This is a genomic window from Sphingomonas guangdongensis (assembly GCF_900199185.1).
In the GTDB taxonomy this organism is placed as follows: Bacteria; Pseudomonadota; Alphaproteobacteria; order Sphingomonadales; family Sphingomonadaceae; genus Sphingomonas; species Sphingomonas guangdongensis.
Window position 1 is genome coordinate 922,744 of the sequence record NZ_OBMI01000001.1, and the last position, 22,143, is coordinate 944,886.

The following is a 22,143-nucleotide window of genomic DNA, read 5'->3' on the forward strand; positions in this document are numbered from 1 at the left end:
ACTTCCTCCAATTCGATGTGGGGCGGCCGGTTCGCCGAGGGACCCTCGGCCGTGATGCGCGCGATCAATGCCTCCATCCCGTTCGACAAGCAAATGTGGCGGCAGGATATCGCCGGATCGCAGGCGCATGCCGCGATGCTGGCGGCGCAGGGGATCATCGGCGCAGACGACGGCGCCGCGATCCGCGCCGGGCTGGAGCAGGTCGCCGCCGGCTACGAAGCTGGTGGTGTGCCCGAGGACCTCGCGCTCGAGGACATCCACATGGTGACGGAGGCGCGGCTCGCCGACGCGATCGGCACGCCCGCCGGCCGGCTCCACACCGCACGCAGCCGCAACGATCAGGTCGCGACCGACTTCCGGCTGTGGGTGCGCGACGCGATCGACAATGCACTGGGCGGGCTGGAGGCGCTGCGCCAGACGCTGCTCGCGCGCGCGGAGCAGCATGCCGATGCGGTGATGCCGGGCTTCACTCACCTCCAGAGCGCGCAGCCGGTGACGCTCGGTCACCACTTGATGGCGTACCACGACATGGTCGCGCGCGACATCGGCCGGTTCCGCGACGCGCGCGCGCGCGCCAATCGCTGCCCGCTCGGCGCCGCGGCGCTCGCCGGCACGAGCTTCCCCATCGACCGCCACGCGACTGCGGCGGCGCTCGGCTTCGACGCGCCGACCACCAACAGCCTCGATTCGGTCAGCGACCGCGATTTCGCGATCGAGTATCTGACGAGCGCCACGCAGACGAGCCTGCACCTCAGTCGGCTGGCGGAGGAGTTCGTGCTGTGGGCGTCGCAGCCGTTCGGATTCGTCGTCCTGTCGGACCAGTGGTCGACCGGCAGCTCGATCATGCCGCAGAAGCGCAACCCGGATGCCGCCGAGCTGGTCCGCGGCCATGCCGGGCGGATCGTCGGGCTGATGACCGGGCTGATGGTGACGATGAAGGGCCTGCCGCTCGCCTATTCAAAGGACATGCAGGACGACAAGCCGCCGGTGTTCGAGTGCCACCAGCTGCTCGAACTGTCGCTCGCGGCGATGACGGGGATGGTCGCGAGCGCGACCTTCCGCACCGATCGCATGCGCGGCCTGGCGGAGAGCGGCTTCGCAACTGCGACCGACCTTGCCGACTGGCTGGTCCGCGCCGCCGGGCTGCCGTTCCGCGAGGCGCATCATGTCACCGGGCGGGTCGTCAAGCGCGCGGAGGAGCTCGGGGTGAGCCTAGATGCGCTGCCGCTGGGCGAGATGACGGCGATCGATGGGCGGATCACCGCAGAGGTGTACGACGTGCTCACCGTCGACGCCTCCGTCGCCAGCCGGGTGAGCTACGGCGGCACCGCCCCGGTCAGGGTGCGCGAGGCGATCGCCGCGGCGCGGGGAGGAGCAGCATGACGCGATACCTGGCGGCCATCGCGCTGGTCGCGCTTGCCGGCTGCGGTCAGCGCGGCGACCTGAAGCCCGCGTCGAACACCCCGCTGCCGGTCGCGCCGGTCGGCGCGCGGGCGACGCCGACGCCGGCGGCGCTGCTCACCCCGTCGATCCAGGCGCGCCCGGCGCGCAGCGACGAGGTGCTGAAATCGAGCGAGCAGCGCCCCCGCGACGACTTTACCCTGCCGCCGAACTGAGTTCCCGATGGACGATTTCCACTACCGCGACGGCGAGCTCTACGTCGAGGACGTGCCCGTCGCCGCCATCGCCGCGGCGGTCGGCACGCCGGTGTACATCTACTCGCAGGCGACCTTTGCCCGTCACGCCCGCGTGTTCCGGGAGGGAATGGCCGCGATCCCGCACGTCCACCTGGCCTATGCGATCAAGGCGAATCCCAATATCGCGGTGCTGCGCGTCCTCGCCAACCAGGGCTACGGCGCCGACGTGGTGTCGGGCGGCGAGATGCGGCGCGCGCTGGCCGCGGGCATGAGCGCCGCAGACATCGTATTCTCCGGCGTCGGCAAGACGGTGGCGGAGCTCCGCGACGCGCTCGCCGCCGGGATCGGCCAGTTCAATCTGGAGCTGGAGGAGGAGGGCGTCGTCCTGGCGCGACTGGCGCACGATCGCGGCGTCCGCGCGCCGGCCGTGCTGCGGGTCAACCCGGACGTGGACGCGGGCACCCATGCCAAGATCTCGACCGGCAAGGCGGAGAACAAGTTCGGCGTGCCGATCAGCGAGGCGCGCGCGATCTTCGACCGGCTGGCGCCGCTCCCGGGCCTGGACCTGCGCGGCGTCGCCATCCACATCGGCAGCCAGCTCCAGAGCCTCGCCCCCTTGGAGCGAGCCTACGCCCGCGTCGGCGAGCTGGTGGCGGAGCTGCGCGCCGCCGGGCACGTCATCACCCACGTCGACCTGGGCGGCGGGCTGGGCGTGCCGTACCGCACCGACGACGTGTTCCCGTCCCCCGCCGAGCTCGGGGCGATGGTCGCGCGGGTCACCGCGGACTGGGACGTGACGCTGATGTTCGAGCCCGGCCGGGTCATCGCCGGCAACGCGGGCGTGCTCGCGACGAAGGTGGTGTGGGTGAAGCCGGGCGTTGGCGACCCTTGGGTGATCGTCGACGCGGCGATGAACGACCTCGCCCGCCCGGCGCTCTACGACGCGTTCCACGACTTCGCGGCGGTCCGCCCATCGGGCGAGCGGATGAGCGCGAACATTGCGGGGCCGGTGTGCGAGAGCGGCGACACCTTTGCCAAGAACCGCGACATCGACGCGGTCGCGTCCGGCGACCTCGCCGTGTTCCGCACCGCCGGCGCGTACGGGGCGACGATGGCGTCGACCTACAACAGCCGCGCGCTGGTGCCGGAAGTGCTGGTCTGCGGCGACAAGTTCGCGGTGGTCGCCGACCGGATCGATCCCGGCACGATCATGGCGGCCGAACGCGTTCCCGACTGGCTGTGACGCTCCCCAGCCTGCCCGTCTTCGTCCGACTCGCCGGCCGCCCGGTCATCCTGGTGGGCGCGGGTGAGGCGGCGGAGGCGAAGCGGCGGCTGCTGGAGCGCGCCGGCGCGACGATCGTCGGGGAGGAGGCAGAGGCGGCGCTCGCCATCGTGGTCGACGACGAGGACGCGGTGGCGCGGCTGAAGGCGCGCGGCGTGCTGGTCAACGCGGTCGACCGGCCCGAGCTGTGCGACTTCACCCTGCCCGCGATCGTCGACCGCTCGCCGGTGATCGTCGCGGTCGGCACCGGCGGCGTTTCCGCCGGACTCGCCGCCGCGCTGCGCCAGCGACTGGAGCTGCTGCTGCCGGCTCGTCTCGGGCGGCTGGCCGAGAGGCTGCACGCCGCGCGGGCCGTGCTGCGCGAACGTTTCCCGCAGGCCGACGACCGGCGCCGCGCGATCGGCGATGGCCTGCGCGCGGGCGGTCCGCTCGATCCGCTGGGGTCGGACCCGGATGTCGCCGGCTGGCTCCGCAACCTCGATGACCAGGCAGCGGCCGCACTCGTGGTGGTGCGCGTTACCTCCGCCGATCCCGACGACCTGACGCTGCGGCAAGCGCGCGCGCTTGCGCAGGCCGACCGCGTCTATCACGATGCGGCCGTGCCTGCCGCCATCCTCGACCGCGCCCGCGCCGACGCCGCGCGCATCGTCGGCGCGGCGCCGGCCGCGCTCCCGCCAGGATTATCGGTCAGCGTTGAGGGTCCGGCATGAGCGGTTTCGCCTTTGTCGTCACGGGCAAGCAGGTCGAAGAGGTCGATCACGATGCCGCGCTCACCCGCGAGGCGGAGCTGGTCTGGGTGCACCTCAACGTCACCAACGAGGAGGCGCAGCACTGGCTGGACGAGGTCGCGCACCTGCCCGATTACGTGATCGAGGGGCTGACCGCGGCGGAGACGCGGCCGCGCTGCACGGCGATGGACGACGGCGCGCTGATCAACATGCGCGGACTGTCGGACGGCAGCGTCGGCAGTGACCTGCTCGCCTCCGTCCGGCTCTTCGCCCGCAAGGGGCGCGTGATCTCCGTCACCCGCTTCCCGCTGAAGGCGCTGGAGGCCGTGCGGGCGGAGGTGGGCAAGGGCAAGGTCGCCGATCCCGGTGATCTGATCGCCGCCTTTGCCACGGCCATCACCGCGGGCCTCGATCCGGTCGTCGCCAAGCTCGGCGACGAGCTCGACGACTGCGAGAGCGAGCTCGACGCCAGGAAGGCATTCGACCTGCGCCGCGGCGTCAACCGCGTCCGGTTCGAGGCGATCGCCTATCGCCGGTTCCTCTTTCCCCAGCGCGTGGCGATCGAGGAGCTGGCCGGACTCGACGCCGACTGGCTGGAAGCGGACGACCGGCTCCACCTCTCGGCGGCCGCCGACCGCGCCGCGCGGATGGCGGAGGAGGTCGAATCGATCCGCGAGCGTGCGGGGCTGATGCACGAGACGTTGACGGACCTGCGCAGCGAGCTGATCGACCAGCGCAGCCTGGTGATCGCGATCGCGGCAATGGTGTTCCTGCCGCTCACCTTCCTGACCGGCCTCTACGGCATGAACGTCGAAGGGCTGTGGTTCGCGCACGAGCCCTGGGCCTTCGACGCGATCGTCGGGCTGTGCGTGCTAATCGCCGCGTCGGTCGCCGGCTACTTCATCCGGCGGCACTGGACGCGGTAGCGCCTCAGCCCTCCAGCCGGGCGACCTGCAGCTGGAGTGCCTGGACGGAGGCGAGCAGGCCGGTGTCCTCGCGAGCCGTGCCCGGCTTGGCTGCTCGCGCGAGCACCCGGTCGATGCGGGCGATGAGGAGGTCGAAGGAGAAGGGCTTGGCGATCCAGTCGTCCGCGCCCGCGGCCAGTGCCTCCACCGCGGCGCTCGGCTCCGACCTGCCGGTGACGACGATGACGGGCAGCGCGGCAGTTGCCGGATCGCGGCGGAGCGTCAGCAGCACGTCGATCCCCGAGAGGCCGGGCATCACCGCATCGAGCAGCACGAGATCGACGGGCCAGGCCGCGAGCAGGGCAAGCGCACTCCGCCCCTCCCCGGCCGCCAGCACGCGGTGACCCGCCTGTGCCAGCCGCACCTGCATGACCCGGAGATTGATGGGGCGGTCGTCGACCACCAGGATCGTTCGTGCCGTCACCGCAGCCCTCCGCACCTTGCCGTGGCACAGGTTAGGGCCGGCATGGTTAACGGATCGTCAACGCGGGCGGGCGCGGGCGAACTCCAGCATCTGCCCGACCATCAGCGCGATCTGCCCGTCGGCGCGCGCCACCGCCTCCGGCCCCTCCGCGGTGTTGACCGCGACGCCGAGCGGGGTGGGCCAGCCGCGCAGCGCGTGGGTGATCGAGCGCAGGCCGATAAGCGTGGAGACCGCCGCCTGCCACCCGGCCGCGCAGGCGATCAGCCCAACCGGCAACCCGTGAAAATAGGGCCGGGCGTCGCCCGCCATCAGCTCGACGTGGTCAAGCGCGTTCTTGACGAGGCCGGAGAAGGTGCCGTGATAGCCCGGCGATCCGATGATCACCCCGTCGGCCGCGCGCAGCGCCGCGACGAAGCGTGCGATGCCGGGCTCGTCCCCGTTGCTGCCGGGGTCGAAGTTCGGGAAGTCGATCGCGTCGCCGGTCAGGAGCGTGGTGCGCGCGCCCGCCGCCTCCGCCAGCTCCAGCGCCCGCGCGAGCAGCCGCCCGGAGGTGGAGGCGGCGCGGGTGGTTCCGCCGATGGCGACGAAGTGCGGCTGGCTCATGGTCCCGACCGCTAGCGGCAAAGCGGTGCGGGGACCAGCGTCAGGCGCCGCGCGCGGTGTTCCAGGCGGCGCCGATCTCCTCCAGCGTGTCGGCAACCGAGAGGAACGGCGCGGGATCGTTGCCGAGGCTCGCGTCGACCAACTGGCCGCGCGCGCCCTGGTAGAGCCGCGCGAGGGTCTTCGACACCTCGCCGCCGCGCTCGAAGTCGAGCCCGCTCTCCAGCGCGAACAGCACCGCGATCGCACGGGTGACTCGCTCGCTCTTGATGTCGAACCGGGCGTTCTGAGCCGCCCAGGCGGCCGAGCGCAGCGCGCGGACAACCTCGCCGTAGAGCACGGCGACGAGCCCGCCGGCGTCCGCCCCGCCGGTGCGGCTGGCGAGGTCGACGGAGCGGTAGGTCGCCTCTGGCGCGAAGGCGGTGGCGTAGCGGGCCATCAGTCGGCGTTCCAGGCGTCGATCTGCTGCGTCAGGAACGCCTGCGTCGATTTATACACGGCAACCCGCGCGTCCATGCTCGCGTACTGCTGCGTCAGGCGGGTGCGCATCTTGTCCGCCTGGTCGGTCAGCTCGAGCTTGTCGTCGGTCAGGCGCGACTGCGCCTGGGTGTAGCGGCTCTCCGACGCGCCGAGGCCGAAGCTGCGGCTGGTCACCTGGACCGTCATGGCGTTGAGCGCGGACGACACGCCGCGGCCGGTCACCTTGTCGCTGAACATCGCCTCGACCGCCTGCGGGTTCGCCTGCACCGCGCGGGCGAGCCTGGTCGCATCGACGCTGAGGCTGCCGTCGCGGTTGGTGCCGACGCCGATCTCCGCCAGCGTCTTGGGCGTACCGTCGGTCGCGCCGGTCAGGTCGGTTAGCGTCAGCCGTCCGAGCGTTCGTTTCATCTCTAGCGCACCCGAGTCGCGCGCGAGCGTGCCCGTCATCGGATCGGTCGCGGTGCGCAGCATGGTGTAGAGTTCGTTGTAGGTCGCGACGACGTCGTTCACCGCCTGGGTCAGCGCGGCGGTGTCGCGGCTCGGACCGATCCTGACCGGCGTTGTGCTCGGGGCGACCAGGTCGAGCTTCACGTTCGGGACCAGATCGGTGATGCTGTTGGTTGCGCGGGCGAAGCGGACGCCGTCGATCACGACCAGCGCGTCGTTGGCGCGGGTGGCGGAGGTGGTGCCCGTTGCCGTGCGGCCGACGGCGAGGCTCGCGAGCGACGCGCCGCCCGGGCCGGTGTCCTCCGCGGCGATCTCGAACGCCTTGGCAGCGCCGTCGGCACCGCGGATCGACAGCCGCTGGCCGGTGCCGTCCTGGATCACGCTGGCCGTCACGCCGGCGCCCGCCGCGTTGATCTGCGCCGCAATGTCGGCAAGCGTCGCACCCGCCGGGACGGTCACCTCCACGCCGCCGCCGACGGGAGCGAAGCCGGTCACGGTGCCGGCCGCGTCGTAGACGTCGGCGCCGAGCTGGATCGTGAGCGTGCCCTCGGCAAACGCGGTCGCCGCATCGATCGGCGTGTTGGTGGTCGAAACCTGCGCGGAGGCGAGCTGGCTGACCGTGATCGTGCTGTTGACCGCGGGGATCGCGGTGCCGGTGGCGCTCACCTTCAGCACGCCCTCCGCGCTGCTGGTCAGGCGGCTCGACAGCGTGCCGCCCGCGACCAGCGCGCGCAGCGCGTTGTTGAAGCCGGTCATCGCGCTCTTCAGCTCGGACACGGTAGAGATCTGCTTGGTCAGCGTCTCCGTGCGCTGCTCGTACTGCTGGGTCTTGGCGGCGAACTGCGCCTCCACCAGGCTGGTGACCAGCGCGGCGGTGTCCACGCCCGAGCCCGTTCCCAGCGTTTTGGCAATCGATTCGACCACGGCCGTCCCCTTTCCCCGTCAAACGGCCGCCCGCGCTCCGGCTTTAGCCCTGCTTCACGCCATTTTCGTCGAAGCGCGCGGTTTCCGGCACGCTGACCAGCGGCTGCAGCCCGCCCGCCGCCTTGTTCACGCCGAAGACGAAGGCGAGCACGGTCGCGATCGCGAGGTACAGGTCGTCGCGGACCTCCTGACCCTCCTTGCTGGTGTAGTAGACGCCGCGGGCAAGCGCCGGATATTCGAGCACCGGCACCGCCATCTCGGCGGCGAGCTCGCGGATCGCGAGCGCGGTCTGCCCGCGGCCCTTCGCCACCACCACCGGCACCTGATCGCGGCCCTGATCGTAGCGGAGCGCGACCGCGAAGTGGGTCGGGTTGGTCAGCACGACGTGCGCCTCCGCCACCGCCTTGCGGAAGCCGCCCTTCAGGATCTCGCGCTGGCGTGAACGGATGTGCGCCTTGTTCTCCGGTGACCCTTCCGACTCCTTGTGCTCCTGCTTGATCTCCTCCTTGGACATGCGGAGCTGCTTGTTCAGGCGGAAGGCGGACAGCGGCACGTCGATCATCGCGATCAGGACGAGCCCGCCCGACATCACGAAGAGGAGCGTCAGGAACGTGCCGCCAAGGCTGTCGACCGCGGTGCCGAGGTCGGAGGAGACGAGTGCGATCGAGCCCTGTGCCGACGACCACAGCAGGTACGCGCCGATGGAGCCGAGCAGGGTGACCTTCAGCAGCGACTTGCCGAGCTCCACCCAGCCGTTTGCGCCGAAGATGCGCTTCAGGCCCGACGCGGGATTGAGCTTGGACGGCTTGGGGCCCCACAGCTTGGGGTTGAAGCGCAGCGAGCCGAGGCCCGCCTGGCTGAGGATCGCGGCGCCGACCGACAGCGCGAACAGCATCAGGAGCGATGGCGCGAGCTTCCAGCCCGCCTCGGCGATCGGGCGCCAGGGCTCGAACCGCTCGACGTCGGCGCGGCCGAAGGTGAAGCCCGCCGCCATCACTTCCTTGCACGCCGCCATCAGCCCGGGGCCGAGCGTCGCCAGCCACGCGCAGCCGATCAGGACGGAGAGCGCCGAGCCGAACTCGCGCGACGACAGCATCTGCCCCTCGTCGCGCGCCTTTTGCTGGCGCTTGGGCGTTGGGGCTTCTGTCTTTTCGCCGAAATCCGACATCAGCGCCTCAACCGAACACCAGCTTCGCGGTCATCTCCAGCACTTCGTGGACGATGACCATCATGTAGTCGCCCATCGCGGGCATGGCGGCGATCAGCGCGACGACGCCGACCGCGAGGCTGGCGGGCAGGCCGACCGCGAACAGGTTGAGCGCCGGGGCCGAGCGCGACAGCATGCCGACGACGAGGTTGAGGCACAGCAGCAGAAAGCCGACCGGCAGCGCGAGCAGCAGTCCGGCGAGGAAGGCATAGCCGCCGAAGAAGGCAATCGCGCGCAGCCGCTCCGGCGCGACCCAGTTACCGGGCGGAAACGCATCGTAGCTGCGGACGATCAGGTCGACCAGGATCAGGTGCCCGTCGACGGAGAGGAACAGGAGGGTGAGAAGGATCGACAGGAACTGCCCAATAGCGGGCGACGATGCGCCGTTCACCGGATCGATCGCCTGCGCGAAGCCGATCCCCATCGACGTCCCGATCAGTTCGGAGGCGACCAGCGGCGCGGCGAACGCGATCTGAAGCACGAAGCCGATCGCGAGCCCGACCAGCGCCTCTCCCGCGACCGCGACGAAGGTGGTGAGCGCGAACACCTCGGACGGCGCGGTGATGTTCTGCGCATTCATCGCCAGGATGCCGATCGCGCCCGACAGCGTGATCCGGACCGGCAGCGGCACCGCGACGGCGCCGAACACGGGTGCCGCGATGAACGCCGCCCCGACACGCACCATGGTGAAGAGAAGCGCCCAGAGCTGTGGCTCGATGGCGAGGCCGAAGCCCAACATTCCTACTTCACCAATTCAGGAATGCGCTCGAAGATGCTGGTCGTAAAATCGCTGAGCAGGCCCAGGATCATCGCCCCGAACACGACAAGGCTCACCGCCACGACGATCAGCTTGGGGACGAACGACAGCGTCTGCTCGTTGATCGAGGTCGCCGCCTGGATCATGCCCAGGATCAGGCCGGAGAGCAGCGCGGGGATCAGGATCGGGGCGGACGCGAGCGCCAGCACCCACATCGCCTCACGCGCGATCGTCAGGAAGTAATCGGCGTCCATCGCGTCAACTCACGAAGCTGTTGGCGAGGCTGCCCATCGTCAGCGCCCAGCCGTCGACGAGGACGAACAGCAGCAGCTTGAACGGCAGCGAGATGATCTGCGGTGAGAGCATCATCATGCCGAGCGACATCAGCACCGTTGCGACCACCAGATCGATGACGATGAACGGCAGGAAGATCAGGAAGCCGATCTGGAACGCGGTCTTCAGCTCCGAGGTGACGAAGGCGGGGAGCAGGATGGAGAAGGGCGTGTCGGCAGGCTGCGCGATCGGCGGCGCCTTCGCAATCTTGGCGAACATCGTCACGTCCTTGACCCGGGTCTGCTTCAGCATGAACGCGTGAAAGCTTTTGCCCCCGGTCTCCAGCAGCTGGGTCGAGGTGATCTGGCCGGCCGCATAGGGACGGATCGCGTTGGCGTTCACTTCCGACACGACCGGCGCCATCACGAAGAAGCTGAGGAACAGCGACAGGCCGACGATCACCTGGTTGGGCGGCGAGTTCTGAAGACCCAGCGCCTGGCGCAGGATCGCGAGCACGATCACGATGCGTGTGAAGCTGGTCATCATGAGGAGGATGCCCGGCAAAACCGTCAGCAGTCCCATGATGATGATAACCTGCAGGGACAGGCTCAGCGGGGCCTCACCGCCGCCGAGCTGGCCGAGCGCGCGGTCCATGGCGTCGCCGACGCCCGGCGTCACTGGCGCTGCGGGCGGCGCGACCACGGGCGCCGCGGGCGCGGCCTGCGCAAACGCCGGAAAGGCGGCGAGCAGCAGCGTCATCACCGCGAACACGACCAGCAGGCCGCGCAGCGTGCGGCCCGAGGCGCTGCGCGCGTCGGGGAGGAGCAGGCCGGACAGGGTCACTGCGCGTCAGCCTTGTCGATGAGGTTGACGCCGCCGCGACCGACCGAGACCAACAGGCGACGGCCCTCGAAATCGACCACCGCCAGGCGCAGGCCGGGCGAGATCATCATGGTTTCCTTGACCTTCAGCAGGCGCTCGCCCTGATTGCCGGGCATGCGCGCCTCCAGGCGGCGCCACAGGTAAAGACAGCCGACCAGCAGGCCGCAGACCAGCGGCAGCAGGATGACCAGCTTGAGAATATAGGACCACATCATGGCGTCAGCGGCTCGCGCGCTTGTCGGGGCTGACCAGCTCGGTCATCCGCACGCCGAACTTCTCGCCCACGGTCACGACTTCGCCGCGGCCGATCAGGGTTCCGTTGACGAACACGTCGAGCAGCTCGTTGGCGTGACGATCGAGCTCGATCACGCTCGCCTCGCCCAGCGCCAGCAGCTCGCGCAAGCTGAGCTGGGTGGAGCCGATCTCCACGGTCAGCTTCACATCGACGTCCTGGAGCAGCCGGAAGTTGGCCGCTACCGAGGCATCGACCGGGAAGGCGCCGGTCATGTCGTTCATTGGGAGTCCTCTTCGTCGAGACGGGTGAGTTCGGTGATGCGGATCGCGGCCTTGCCGTTGGACGTGCCGACGGTGCCGGTCCCCAGGCGGTCGCCACCGACCATCACGGGCACGTCGGCGCCAAAGGAGACGGGGATCACGTCCCCAACCTTCAGCTCCATCAGCTGCGCGAGCGAGATGACCGGCTCGGCGAGCACCGAGCGGACCGGAAACTTCACGTTCATGGCGGCGCGGGTCAGGCCGGCGCGCCACTTCGGCTCGGGCTCGGCGGAGCGGCCCAGCACCTTGCCGGTCAGCGTCGGCGCGAACGGCTTCAGCGCGGCGACCGGATAGACGATGTCGAGGTAGACGAGCGCGTCCTCGCTTACCGCCAGGCCGAAGCGGGTGACGATCATCGCGTCGTCGCCGTCGATGCCCTGGAGCATCGCGGGGCTCGCCTCCGGGTTGCCGGGGGTGAAGGTCAGGCGCGCGAGCGGCTCCCACGCGGTCGCGAGCGGGCGCGCAAGCATCTGACCCAGGCGGCGGATCATCGCCTCAGCCGCGGGGGTGAACTCGCTCGGCAGCGTCTTGGGCGGCTCGCCGGTGCCGCCGAAGAACAGGTCGAGCGTCTCGACCACGAAGGAACCGTCGAACACCGCGAGCGCCCGGCAGTCCGGGGTCATCGCGATCGGCAGCCAGGCGGTCAGGCGCCCGTCGCGCTCCGCGGAGTAATCGGCGAAGCGCTGAACGACCAGCGGCTCCGCCCAGGTGCGGAGCGAGCGGCGCAGCACCGGCTCGAACACGCCGCGCAAGGACCGCGCGAGCCGCGCGGACAGGTGCTGCAGCGTGTGGAGATCACCGAACGGATTGAGATTGGCGACGCCCAGCGACGCGACATGCTCTGCCGCGCCGCGGGGCCGTTCGCGCCGCTCGATCGTCTCGGTTGCCGTGCCGTTAACCATGCACGGTCACTGAACCACAAAATTGGTAAAGTAGACGTTACCAACGCCGCCAAATCCCTCCTTCTGCTTCAGCACCGCGTTGATCGACTGGACGAGCCGCTTCTGCAGCGCCTCCTTGCCGGTGTTGGTGAAGATGTCGTCCTCGGCCGTGTCGCCGAGCGTCATCAGCACGGCCGAACGCACCGCGATCTCATGGGTTTTCAGGTTGGAGATGACCCGGTCGTCGTACGGCGTCGACACCGCCAGCCCGACCTGAATGAAGTGCGCGCTCTCCTTCAGGTTGGAGGTGAAGTCCTTCTCCATGGTGAAGTAGGTGGAGGCGTATTTGTCCCCGCCTTCGCCAGCCGGCGTCGGCAGCCCCTCGTGCTTCTCGCCCGATTCGCCGCCCTCGCTCTCGCCGCCGCCGTGATCGCCGCCCTCGCCCCCGTCGGCGCCGGCGCGCTTCTGCTCGGACTTCGGGACCAGCTTGGGCGTGTCGGCGTCGGCGTCCTTTTCGTGACCGCCGCCACCGATCATGCCGCTCGACGCGGCATACAGCCCCGCACCGACGCCGCCGCCGACCAGCAGCAGCGTGCCGAGCCCAAGCACCAGCAGCTTGCCGAGCTTGCCCTTCTTCTTGGGCGCGGCGGCCTCGTCCTTCTTGTCACTCATGGGTCAAATCCTCTTGGGTCAGGCGATTCGGTGATCGGTGGTCTCAGATGGAGTGTCCGCGCGGGCGCTCGCCGGGCGCGGCCGGGCGGGCGTCGGCTGGTGCGAGTCGCGGCGCTCGCCGCCGGGCTGGCCGGCGCCGGTATCGACCGCGCTGCCGCCGAGCTTCAGCCCGCGTGCCTCCGCCATGTCGGCGAGCCGCGGCGCGGCCTCGGCCAGCACGGCACGTGCCTGCGGCGTGTCGGTCGACAGCTGCACCTGGAGCGTGCCCGCATCGTCGCGGGTGATCGCGACGTCGATCCCGCCGAGCGCGTCGGGGGTCAGGCGAATGCGGGTCTCACCTTGCGCACCGCCCGCATCGCGCAGCGTCTCGATGCGGTCGATCATGCCGGTCATCCAGCTGTCGTCGGCGAAGTCGAGCGCCACGTCCTGCGCGGGCACGGCCGCGGCGACCTGCTCGGGCGCCGGCGCCGCGCCGGTCAGCCCGGCAAGCGGAAACGCGGCGCTGAGCTCTGCGAGCGGGTCAGCCACGGCGTCGGTCCGCGCCGGCGCGGCGGCGGCGAACAGCTGAGCGGCGAAAGCGGCGGCGGCAGGCTGCTCGACCGGCGCGGCGATCGGCCGGGCTTGGGCGGCGCGAAGCGGCGTCACGGCGACCGTCACCCGGCGCACTTCGCTGCTCGGGCGGTTCCACGCGGCCGGGAATGGAATTTGAGTCGAGGCAGCGAGTGGCTGGGTCGGCGCAAGCCCCGCTGGAGCAAGAACGGACGAGGGCGCAACCGATGGAGCCGGTGGCGTCACGAGTGCCGTTTCGGGTTGGCTTGCCACCAGCGTGCGCGCAACGCGGTCGGCTGCGGCCACGATCTGAGGTTCTTGCGGGCGATCGGCGAGCGAATTTGAAGGCAGGACAAGGTCGAGGCGCTGTCCTGCGACAAGCATTGGCTCGGCAAAGACTGGCGGTGTCGTCGGGACCGGATGGGATGGGCGGATGACGGGGATCACCGGCGCTGGTCGGTCGCCGACGAGGGGCTCGGGGGCGACCGCAGGTACTAGCCCGGCCACCGCGGGATCGGCCACGATTGTCGTTGTCGGCTGCGTGAAAACTCGCGCGTTCGGCTGAGGATTGACGGCAGCGACGTCGCCATCCTGCACCGATGGCGGACGTGACGCCGGTTCGATCGGCAGCAGCGACGACGGCGCGGCTCGGAGGGTCGACTTCGGCACGGAGGCGCCTGCCTCGCCCTTCTCCGCGTTCACGCGCGTTCCGCCGGATGGCGACGCAGCCTCGTCACGCGCCGGCGCCGCAGCCGGACGGGGCAGCATCGCAGGCGTGACCGGCGGTGCGGACAGCGGCTGAGCCTCTCCGGCCGGCGCGTCGGATCGCGTCAACGCGCTGAGCACAGGCTGGGGTGACACGACGACGGTCACCGGCACGATCGGCGGCTGACTGGCGGGCAGCTCGGAGTGGGGCTCATCCATGGGCAGCTGATCGGCGGCACGCTCGCCCGCCTTCGGTTCCGCCGCAAGCGCTTCGGGGTCAGCCACCGGCGTCGCCGTCGGCAGTGACAGTGGCACGAGCGTCGCCTGCGCGAGCACCGGCTGCTCGTGCCGGCGGTCCGACTGCTCGGCGACCGGTAGCGTCTCTAGCTCCATGACGGGACTTGAGGGCGTCGCGGTGGCTACAACCATCCGCGGAGCAGCCAGCGGTGACACTTCGGAAGCGACGCTCGCTGGTGTCAGCCGGACCGGCTGCGCAGATGATGGCTGCTCAGGCACGACAATCGCGATGTCTGGAGCGGGGCGGAGCGGCTGCCCGCTTGGGCCGATGGTCGGCAGCGCCGCACCGCGGACAGGCGATGCCGGGAGCGTGGAGGCAGCCAGCTCGATCTGCGGCACCGTTTCCGGCAAGATCGTGCCGGCAGCGGCAAGCGGTTGCCGGTCGATCGATGCGACTGCTACCGTAAGCGTCGGCACGGCCGGCGGGGGCACGGTACCGATGTCCGCCACTAGGCTGGCGCTGGCAGGGTCGGGCGCCTGCCGCACCGATGAAGCCGCGGCATCCACGCGGATGGCCGCAGACGGCACCGCCAGTGTTGCCGCCCCTACCGCCTCAGGCGCAATCACACTGGCGCTCAGCTGCGCCAGCGCCAGCGCGAAGTCGCTGGTGGTCGACAGGACAGCGCCCGGCGCGGACGGCATCGTCGGCACGGTCGGCAACAGGGCGGTGGCAAGCTGGATCATGGGCAGGCGGTACTCATCCGAGACATCTCGGCAGTCACATCAGCAAGGATCGTGCCGATTTCTCTTGAACACGGGCGCGTCTTCCATCGCGCGCAGTTCCTTTAGCGCCGCTTGCGCCTCGGCGCGGACCATCAGCTTCTCGATCGCGGACTGGTCCCGGCGTGCCTCTCGCGTCGCCTCCTGGGCGCGCGCAAGCCCGGCCTCGGCCTGTGCGATCCGGCCCTGCGCCGCCTGTGCCGATCCGTGCAGCCGATCGCGATAATAGGCGGCGGCCGCCATGCTCGCGGCAAAGCCGGTGTCGGCGGCGCGCGGCGTGATGTTGTCGGCAAGCGCGGTGATGCGGGCGGAGAGCTGCGTCTCCTGCGTCAGCTTCGCCGCGGCGGTCGCTTCCTGCCCCTGCACCTGCCCGAGCTGCAGCGTGCGGACGCGGAGCAGGCGTTCGAGGCGCTTGGGGCTAGCCATCGCCGAAAACGGCGGTCAGTTCGGTGATCGCCTCGTCCAATGGTACGACCTGATCGGCGTCCTGCCGGACATAGTCCATGACGGCGGGATGGTAGGCGATGGCCGCGTCGATCGCCGGGTCAGCCCCGGCGCGATAGGCACCCATCAGCACCAGGTCGCGGTTCTCCTCGTAGGTGGAGAGGTGGCGGCGCAGCACGCGGGCGGCGTGGACGTGAGGACGCGCGGCGATGTCGGTCATCACGCGGCTGACCGACGGGCCGATGTCGATTGCAGGGTAAACGCCGCGCTCCGCCAGCGCGCGGTTGAGGACGATGTGCCCGTCGAGGATCGAGCGGGCCGAGTCGACCACGGGATCGTTGCCGTCGTCGCCGTCGGCCAGCACCGTGTAGATCGCGGTGATCGATCCGCCGGTGATCGCGCAGGTGCCCGCGCGCTCGATGATGTTCGGCAGCATCGCGATGGCAGAGGGCGGATAGCCGCGTGCGGACGCGGGTTCGCCGAGCGCCAGCCCGATCTCGCGGCCCGCATGCGCGACGCGGGTGAGCGAATCCATGATTAGCAGCACGCGCTTGCCCTCGGCGCGGAACGCCTCCGCGATCGCGGTCGCCCGCAGCGCGCCGCGGATGCGCAGCACGGGGGAATGGTTCGCTGGCACCGCGACGACGACGGAGCGCGCGCGGGCCGGGCCGGAGATCTTGGTTTCGAGGAAGTCGGCGACTTCGCGACTACGCTCGCCGATCAGGCCGACGACCACCACGTCGGCCTTTGCCGCGCGGACGATCATGCCGAGCAGCACCGACTTGCCGACGCCCGACCCCGCCATGATGCCGACGCGCTGGCCCTGGCCGATGGTGAGCAGCCCGTTGATCGCGCGAACGCCGACGTCCATCGGCTCGAGCACGCGGCCACGGTCGAGCGGCGACTGGAGCTTGCCCGCGATCGGCCAGGTGCCCGCGCCGCGGATCGGGCCGAGGCCGTCGATCGGCTTGCCCGCGCCGTTGACCACGCGGCCGAGCAGCGCCGCCCCGACCTCCGCCTCACCCGGGGGCCCAAGCGGGCGCACGGGCGCGTTGGGAAGGAGCGCGGCCGGGCCGCCCAGGTTCATCAGCAGCGTCTTGCCATTGCGGAAGCCGATCACCTCCGCCTCCACCGTGTCGCCGATCGCGCACACGGTGCCGACCGGCAGCGACAGGCCGACCGCCTCCATCAGCAGCCCGTCGTAGGACGACAGCCGCCCGGACACCCGCGCGCGCGGCGTGAAGCCGCTGGCGCCCAGGTCACCCAGGTAATCCTCTGCGAAGCGGGTCAGCATGCCGGAACGGCCACCCGCTCGATCGCACCCGACAGCTGCTCCAGCCATTGGTCGGGCCCGTCCTCGACGATGGTCGAGGCGCTCTCCAGCACGAAGCTGCCGCGCGCGACCGCGGGGTCTCCGACCGGAAACAAGGTCTTGGGCAGGCGTCCGTCGACCAGCGCGACGTCATCGGGGTGGAGCCGCAGCAGCGCGCTCTCCGCCGAGTCGGCGAGCAGCTCGACCGCCGACTCGACCCGGCCGGCGAGCAGCTCGGCCGAGACGCCGACCTCCCCCACCAGCCGCGAAACCAGCAGCAGCACCGTCTGACGCAGCTGACGCGCGAGGCGCTCGCGATCGAAGTTGATCCCCTGCCCCAGCGCGGCGCCGAGCGCATCGCCGAGCGCGCGGTCGCGACCGGCGTCAGCGGCGATCTGCGCGAGCGCGGCAGCATAGCCCTCCGCGTGGCCGGCGCTGTGCGCGGCGGCGATCGGATCGACGAACGGACCCTCGCCCTGGTCGAGCGCGGGATCGAGCGGGTCCCAGCCTTCGGTGGCGCGGGCATCGGGATCGAGCGGGGTGAAGTGGCGCGGGCCGCCCTCGGGCGCCGGCGCGAAGCTCTTCGGCGTCACGCCGGTCCGGAGATCACGCGGTTCGAACGCACCCGGCACGGCGAACGCCTGGCCGAGCACGGCCGCGGCGGCATCGTGGCGCGCGGCGAAGCCTGGCGTGAAGTCGGTCATGCCGCGGAGGTCCTGCAACGCATGGACCCACTCTGGCGGATCACGGTTAACGAAGAGTATGGATCAGGGCGGCGTCAGACATAATCGTCCTCGCCGCCGCCCATGATGATCGTGCCGTCCTTGGCGAGACCGCGGGCGATGCCGATCACGACCTTCTGCGCCTCCAGCACTTCGGACAGGCGCATCGGCCCGCGGCTCTCCATCTCGTCGCGGATGCCGTCGGCGGCGCGACTCGACATGCAGCCGAGGAAGCGCCCGCGAACGCTCTCGTCCACGCCCTTCAGCGCGCGGACCAGCGTGTCGGTTTCCACGTTGCGAATCAGCACGCCCAGGTTCTTGTCGTCCATCTCGAGGAGGTTGTCGAAGACGAACATCGCCTCCTCGATGGCCTTGGCGACGTCCTTGTCGATCTTGTGGAGCTTGGGCATGACCCGCGCCTCGGTCGCCTTGCGCGCCGACTGCATGATCTTGGCCGCTTCCTTGGTGCCGCCGAGCTGCACCGCGGCACCGGACGCGCCGCCGCCCTTGCCGACGCGCGAGGACAGCATGGATTTGAGCGTCTCGACCGCTTCGGCCGTGATCGGCTCCAGCTTGGCGATGCGGTGCAGGATCTCGGGCTGGACGCTCTCGGGCAGGATTTCCAGTACTTGCGCGGCGACCCCCGAATCGAGGTTCGCGATGATGATCGCGGCGACCTGCGGGTGCTCCTCCTCGATCAGCGAGGCGATCTCGTTGGCGTCGAGCCAGTCGAGCAGATCGATCTGGCACGCAGCCTCCGGCGGGGTGATGCGCGCGAGCACACTGTCGGCCTTGTCGGGGCCGAGCGCCTTGGTCATCATCCCCTCGATCTTGGGGCGCGGATCGAAGCCGATCGCGGTGCGCTGGCGCGCGTGGCCGACGAAGTCGTCGAGCACGCCCTCCACCTCCGCTTCGCTTACGTCGGCGACGGCGAACATCGCCTTGCCGAGCAGGCGGACCTCTTCCGGATCGAGCTTCTGGAGGATGGCGGCGGCCTCCTCGTCGCCGACCAGCATCATCAGCACCGCCGCGCGCTCAACGCCCGAGTAGGCGCGCGCCGGGCCGGTCGCGATCTCGGTCACTGGCCGTTCTCCGCCTTGATCATGTCGCGGACGGCGAGAGCGGCGCGAGCCGGGTTCTCGCGGGTGAAGCCGCGGACCAGGCCGACCCGGTCGTCATAGCCGCGGGCGTTGTCGAGCATCTCGATCGAGACCGGACCCGCCCCGCCGTTCGCCGCGGCAGCCGCGGCCATCGCCGCCTGTTCCTCGGGACTGGCCGCCGGATTGGAAAAGGCGAGCTTGGCGCCGGCACCGGCATCCTCGCGCTTCTTCATCAGCGCCTTGGCGATCGGACGGACGCCGAGCAGCAGCACGAGCAGCGCGATCACCAGCGCGGTCACGTTGCGGACCACCATCGGCAGCCACGCCGCCTCGTACCAGGCGGGTGCGACCGGCGCGTCGGCGGTGCCGGTGAACTTCTTGGAGATGACCGTCACCTGATCCTGGCGCTGGGCATTGTAGCCGACCGCGGCCTGCACCAGCCCGGTGATCTGCTGGATTTCCATCGCCGTGCGGCGACCCTTCTCCGGCTCGCGGAGCAGCACCGCGACCGACAGGCGGCGAATGTCGCCGGGCGCGCTGCGGCTGACCGACACTTCTTTGCCGAGGTCATAGGCGCGGGCGAAGCTGTCCGACTGCTTCAGGGCGTCGGTGACCGGGCCTGCAGGCGTCTGGCCGTTCGGCCCCGGCTGGGTCCCGCCCTGGGCCGGGGTCTGCGGCGTTCCGGGCGCCGGCACGGTGTTGCTGAGCGCGCCGGGTATGCCGCCGGGCGTGCCGGCGTTCGGCTGGTTGCCGGTCCAGCTGCCCTGCTCGGCGCGGACGGTGCCCTGCTTCTCGTAGCTCTCGCGCGTCGCCTGGCGCTCGTCCAGGTTGACGTCGGCCTGCACCTCGGCGGTAAAGTTGCCGGCGCCGAGCAAGGGCGTGAGCAGCTGTGCGACCTGCTGGCGAACCTTGTCCTCCACCTGGCGCTGGAACTCGATGCGCTTGTCGGTCTCGCCCGCGCCGCCCAGGCCGTCCGCGCTCTTGGAGAGCAGCGTGCCCATCTGGTCGACGATGGTGACGGCGTCGGGCTTCATGCCGGGGACCGACGAGGCGACGAGATTGACGATCGAGCGCACCTGCGCGTCGGAGAGCGCGCGGCCGGGCTGGAGCTTCACGACCACCGACGCGGTCGGCTGCGCCTGATCGCGGACGAACACGGTCGATTCTGGGGTCGCGAGGTGCACGCGCGCCTCCGCCACCGCGTCGATCTCCTGGATCGAGCGGGCGATCTCCGTCTCTCGCGCCTGCTTGAGGCGCTCACCCTCGACGGCGCGCGACACCCCCATCGGCAGCTGGTCGAGCAGCGCGTAGCCGCCCGGCGCCGCCTTGGGCAGGTCCTGGCCGGCGAGCAGCATCTTCGCCTTGTGGTAGTCCTCTTCGCCGACGGTGATGTTGCCGGTGCCGTCGACCGCATTGTCGATGTTGGCGGCGTCGAGCGCGCTCACCACCGCCTGCTTGTCGGCATCGGCCAGTCCGGCGAACAGCACCTTCTGCGCCGGCGTGCTGAGCGTCGCCCAGGCGATCCCGGCGGCGATCACGAGGCCGAGCATGAAGATCAGCGGCAGCGACCGCTTGACCGCCGGCTGCGCGACTAAGCCGCCGATCTGCTTCAGCGGATTGGCGAAGCGCTCTGGCGCGGCACCGGTCGGGATGGGGGCGAGTTGCGTGGCCATGGATTACACCGGCATGCTCATGATGTCCTTGTACGCGGCAAGGAGCTTGTTGCGGACCTGAAGGGTGGCTTCGAACCCGACCGACGCCTGCTGGCGGGCGAGCATCACCTTCGCGATGTCGATCTCCTCACCGCGCTCGTACTGGGCGCTGAGCTCGCTCGCCTTGGCCTGGCTCTGGTTCACCGACTTCAGCGCATCCGACATGGTGTCGGCGAAGCTGGTCGGCTTGGCGGCCGAGGAGGTGGCGGTGGCGGACGCGGGCGCGTCGGCCGCAGCACGGGCGAGCGCCTGATTGCGCTCAAGGATCTGGCTGCGGAGCGCCATCACCCGATCGATGCCCATCGCCCCGCCGTCGATCTTGCCGATGCTCATGCCGAAGCCTTCCGATCATGCTGGCCGACGATCACGTCGCCCTGCTCACGCGCCTTCGCCAAGCGATAGCGGAGCGTGCGCTCCGAGATGCCCAGGCGGCGCGCCGTTTCGATCCGGCTGCCGCCGCACGCGGCAAGCGTCTCACGGATCGCGGCGAACTCGCTCATCTGCACGACTTTGCCGAGCGTGCGCTCGCCCTCGTTCGCGGGCTCGAACACGCGCTCGGGCATGGCGGCGGGGCGATCGAAGATGATGTCGCCGATCTCGATGGTGGTGCCGCGCGCCAGCAGCATCGCGCGCTGGATCACGTTCTCAAGCTCGCGGACGTTGCCCGGCCAATCGTGGCGGATGAGCGCGTCGAGCGCCTCGGCCGACAGCCACGGCAGCTCAGGCCGCCCCTCACCGTGGCGGACGATCATCGCCGCGGCGAGCGCGGGGATGTCGCCTGCACGCTCGGCCAGCGCGCGGGTCGCGAGCGGGAAGACGGACAGGCGGTAGTAGAGGTCGGCGCGAAACCGGCCGGCGGCGACTTCCGCCTGGAGGTCGCGGTTGGCGCAGGCAATGACACGGACGTCGATCTTTTCAGGGGTTGTGGCACCGATCGGCACCACCTCCCGCTCCTGCAGCGCGCGCAGGAGCTTGGCCTGGAGGCCGAGCGGCATTTCCGCGATCTCGTCGAGCAGCAGCGTGCCGCCGTTGGCCGCGCGGAAGAAGCCCTCGCCACCCGACGAGGCGCCGGTGAAGCTGCCCTTCACGTGGCCGAACAGCATCGCCTCCAGCATCGTTTCGGGGAGCGCCGCGCAGTTGATCGCGATGAACGGGCCGGCCGCGCGGGGGCTGCCGTTGTGGATCGCGCGGGAGAGCACTTCCTTGCCGGTGCCGGTGGGACCGTTGATCAGTACGGTGATGTCCGACTGCGCGATTCGCTCGGCGAGCGTGTAAAGCGCCAGGCTCTCCGGATCGGCGGCGACCGGTGCTCCGGGGCGAAGCATCGCGGTCGCGAAGCCAGCGCCGAGCGCCGCGTCTTCACCCGTGAACGACAGACGCGCCGGATGGCCATCCCGGAACGGCACCGCCCGCGCAGGCCCCTCGCCCATGATCAGCGTGCGACCGGCGACTGGCGGGGTCTCGCCATCGGCGATCAGGAACAGGTCGCCGGGCGTCGGCCGCCCGGTCTCGAACGAGCCGAGCGCGAAGCCCTGCGCGCGCAGCCCCGATACCAGCGCATAATTCTGGCGGAGCACGGCAGCGGACGGGAAGAGCGAGACCATGGACGAATGAACCCCCTGTGACCGGGAGTGCATGCGCCGCAAATGGTTAACGCCCTCTAAAAGTGCGGCAGCCTGCCGGCAAGATCCTGCCACAGCATCCGGGCGCGTGCCCCCGCACGATGGGCGCGGGAGTCTCCGGTCCCGCGATGCGCGGGCGTGCCCGCGAGGGCGTCACCAGAAAAATCGGGCGCGGCCATCAAAGCTCTAAAAGCGCGGAGCCGGCGGCCGTTACTCCTGCTGACGGCTCGGACTTCCGCAATAGGG

General features: G+C 70.4%; 25 protein-coding genes. 5 read left to right on the forward strand and 20 right to left on the reverse strand.

What is annotated here, in order from left to right; genetic code table 11:
* Positions 1-15: 15 nt before the first annotated feature.
* The 5 genes from argH to CRO12_RS04390 are packed head-to-tail and all read left to right on the forward strand — an operon-like array spanning position 16 to position 4,573.
* A complete protein-coding gene (gene argH, locus CRO12_RS04370) occupies positions 16-1,383 on the forward strand; it encodes an argininosuccinate lyase (RefSeq protein ID WP_097062738.1) in 1,368 nt (455 codons plus the stop codon).
* Positions 1,380-1,616, forward strand: coding sequence for an LPS translocon maturation chaperone LptM (lptM, locus tag CRO12_RS04375; RefSeq protein ID WP_097062739.1), 237 nt, complete (start codon positions 1,380-1,382; stop codon positions 1,614-1,616). Before argH ends, lptM begins: the two co-directional genes overlap by 4 nt.
* A 7-nt stretch (positions 1,617-1,623) precedes the next feature.
* Positions 1,624-2,880, forward strand: a complete 1,257-nt coding sequence (gene lysA / locus CRO12_RS04380) for a diaminopimelate decarboxylase (protein WP_097062740.1) — start codon at positions 1,624-1,626, stop codon at positions 2,878-2,880.
* Positions 2,877-3,629 (forward strand): precorrin-2 dehydrogenase/sirohydrochlorin ferrochelatase family protein, encoded by a 753-nt coding sequence (locus CRO12_RS04385; protein ID WP_097062741.1) that lies wholly within the window; start codon positions 2,877-2,879, stop codon positions 3,627-3,629. The genes lysA and CRO12_RS04385 overlap by 4 nt, the downstream gene beginning before the upstream one ends.
* A complete protein-coding gene (locus tag CRO12_RS04390) occupies positions 3,626-4,573 on the forward strand; it encodes a CorA family divalent cation transporter (protein ID WP_097062742.1) in 948 nt (315 codons plus the stop codon). Before CRO12_RS04385 ends, CRO12_RS04390 begins: the two co-directional genes overlap by 4 nt.
* 4 nt (positions 4,574-4,577) lie before the next feature.
* Here the strand turns inward: CRO12_RS04390 and CRO12_RS04395 are convergent, their stop codons facing one another.
* The 20 genes from CRO12_RS04395 to CRO12_RS04490 form a co-directional block, all read right to left on the reverse strand.
* Complete coding sequence (locus CRO12_RS04395; protein ID WP_097062743.1) at positions 4,578-5,036, reverse strand: response regulator; 459 nt, start codon at positions 5,034-5,036, stop codon at positions 4,578-4,580.
* 57 nt (positions 5,037-5,093) lie between these two features.
* A complete protein-coding gene (locus CRO12_RS04400; RefSeq protein WP_097062744.1) occupies positions 5,094-5,639 on the reverse strand; it encodes an NADPH-dependent FMN reductase in 546 nt (181 codons plus the stop codon).
* 40 nt (positions 5,640-5,679) lie between these two features.
* Entirely contained in the window at positions 5,680-6,075 is a 396-nt protein-coding gene (locus tag CRO12_RS04405) for a flagellar export chaperone FliS (protein ID WP_097062745.1), read from the reverse strand.
* Complete coding sequence (gene fliD, locus CRO12_RS04410) at positions 6,075-7,487, reverse strand: flagellar filament capping protein FliD (protein ID WP_097062746.1); 1,413 nt, start codon at positions 7,485-7,487, stop codon at positions 6,075-6,077. The genes CRO12_RS04405 and fliD overlap by 1 nt, the downstream gene beginning before the upstream one ends.
* Before the next feature lie 43 nt (positions 7,488-7,530).
* Positions 7,531-8,655 carry an EscU/YscU/HrcU family type III secretion system export apparatus switch protein gene (locus CRO12_RS04415; protein WP_097062747.1) on the reverse strand — a complete coding sequence of 375 codons (1,125 nt, stop codon included), beginning with the start codon at positions 8,653-8,655 and terminating at the stop codon, positions 7,531-7,533.
* A gap of 7 nt (positions 8,656-8,662) precedes the next feature.
* The gene (gene fliR, locus CRO12_RS04420; protein WP_097062748.1) at positions 8,663-9,433 is read right to left on the reverse strand and encodes a flagellar biosynthetic protein FliR; all 771 of its coding nucleotides are present in this window, start codon (positions 9,431-9,433) and stop codon (positions 8,663-8,665) included.
* A gap of 2 nt (positions 9,434-9,435) precedes the next feature.
* Positions 9,436-9,705, reverse strand: a complete 270-nt coding sequence (gene fliQ / locus CRO12_RS04425) for a flagellar biosynthesis protein FliQ (RefSeq protein WP_097062749.1) — start codon at positions 9,703-9,705, stop codon at positions 9,436-9,438.
* A 4-nt stretch (positions 9,706-9,709) separates the two neighbouring features.
* Positions 9,710-10,483 carry a flagellar type III secretion system pore protein FliP gene (gene fliP / locus CRO12_RS04430; protein ID WP_097063348.1) on the reverse strand — a complete coding sequence of 258 codons (774 nt, stop codon included), beginning with the start codon at positions 10,481-10,483 and terminating at the stop codon, positions 9,710-9,712.
* An 80-nt stretch (positions 10,484-10,563) separates the two neighbouring features.
* Positions 10,564-10,821, reverse strand: coding sequence for a FliO/MopB family protein (locus CRO12_RS04435; RefSeq protein WP_097062750.1), 258 nt, complete (start codon positions 10,819-10,821; stop codon positions 10,564-10,566).
* A 4-nt stretch (positions 10,822-10,825) separates the two neighbouring features.
* Positions 10,826-11,122: a flagellar motor switch protein FliN gene (fliN, locus tag CRO12_RS04440; protein ID WP_097062751.1), complete on the reverse strand. Its 297-nt coding sequence runs from the start codon at positions 11,120-11,122 to the stop codon at positions 10,826-10,828.
* Positions 11,119-12,063, reverse strand: coding sequence for a flagellar motor switch protein FliM (locus tag CRO12_RS04445; protein ID WP_097062752.1), 945 nt, complete (start codon positions 12,061-12,063; stop codon positions 11,119-11,121). Before CRO12_RS04445 ends, fliN begins: the two co-directional genes overlap by 4 nt.
* 6 nt (positions 12,064-12,069) lie before the next feature.
* A complete protein-coding gene (locus CRO12_RS04450) occupies positions 12,070-12,714 on the reverse strand; it encodes a flagellar basal body-associated FliL family protein (protein WP_097062753.1) in 645 nt (214 codons plus the stop codon).
* Between the two features lie 18 nt (positions 12,715-12,732).
* Positions 12,733-14,949 (reverse strand): flagellar hook-length control protein FliK, encoded by a 2,217-nt coding sequence (locus CRO12_RS04455; RefSeq protein ID WP_097062754.1) that lies wholly within the window; start codon positions 14,947-14,949, stop codon positions 12,733-12,735.
* A 39-nt stretch (positions 14,950-14,988) separates the two neighbouring features.
* A complete protein-coding gene (locus tag CRO12_RS04460) occupies positions 14,989-15,411 on the reverse strand; it encodes a hypothetical protein (protein ID WP_097062755.1) in 423 nt (140 codons plus the stop codon).
* The gene (locus tag CRO12_RS04465; RefSeq protein WP_097062756.1) at positions 15,404-16,723 is read right to left on the reverse strand and encodes a FliI/YscN family ATPase; all 1,320 of its coding nucleotides are present in this window, start codon (positions 16,721-16,723) and stop codon (positions 15,404-15,406) included. The genes CRO12_RS04460 and CRO12_RS04465 overlap by 8 nt, the downstream gene beginning before the upstream one ends.
* On the reverse strand, positions 16,717-17,445 hold the full coding sequence (locus CRO12_RS04470) for a FliH/SctL family protein (RefSeq protein WP_097063349.1): 729 nt from the start codon (positions 17,443-17,445) through the stop codon (positions 16,717-16,719). Before CRO12_RS04470 ends, CRO12_RS04465 begins: the two co-directional genes overlap by 7 nt.
* A gap of 74 nt (positions 17,446-17,519) precedes the next feature.
* A complete protein-coding gene (gene fliG / locus CRO12_RS04475) occupies positions 17,520-18,545 on the reverse strand; it encodes a flagellar motor switch protein FliG (protein WP_425442984.1) in 1,026 nt (341 codons plus the stop codon).
* A complete protein-coding gene (gene fliF / locus CRO12_RS04480; RefSeq protein ID WP_097062757.1) occupies positions 18,542-20,236 on the reverse strand; it encodes a flagellar basal-body MS-ring/collar protein FliF in 1,695 nt (564 codons plus the stop codon). The genes fliG and fliF overlap by 4 nt, the downstream gene beginning before the upstream one ends.
* A gap of 3 nt (positions 20,237-20,239) precedes the next feature.
* Positions 20,240-20,608, reverse strand: coding sequence for a flagellar hook-basal body complex protein FliE (fliE, locus tag CRO12_RS04485; protein WP_097062758.1), 369 nt, complete (start codon positions 20,606-20,608; stop codon positions 20,240-20,242).
* A complete protein-coding gene (locus CRO12_RS04490) occupies positions 20,605-21,879 on the reverse strand; it encodes a sigma-54 interaction domain-containing protein (RefSeq protein WP_097062759.1) in 1,275 nt (424 codons plus the stop codon). The genes fliE and CRO12_RS04490 overlap by 4 nt, the downstream gene beginning before the upstream one ends.
* Positions 21,880-22,143 lie beyond the last annotated feature (264 nt).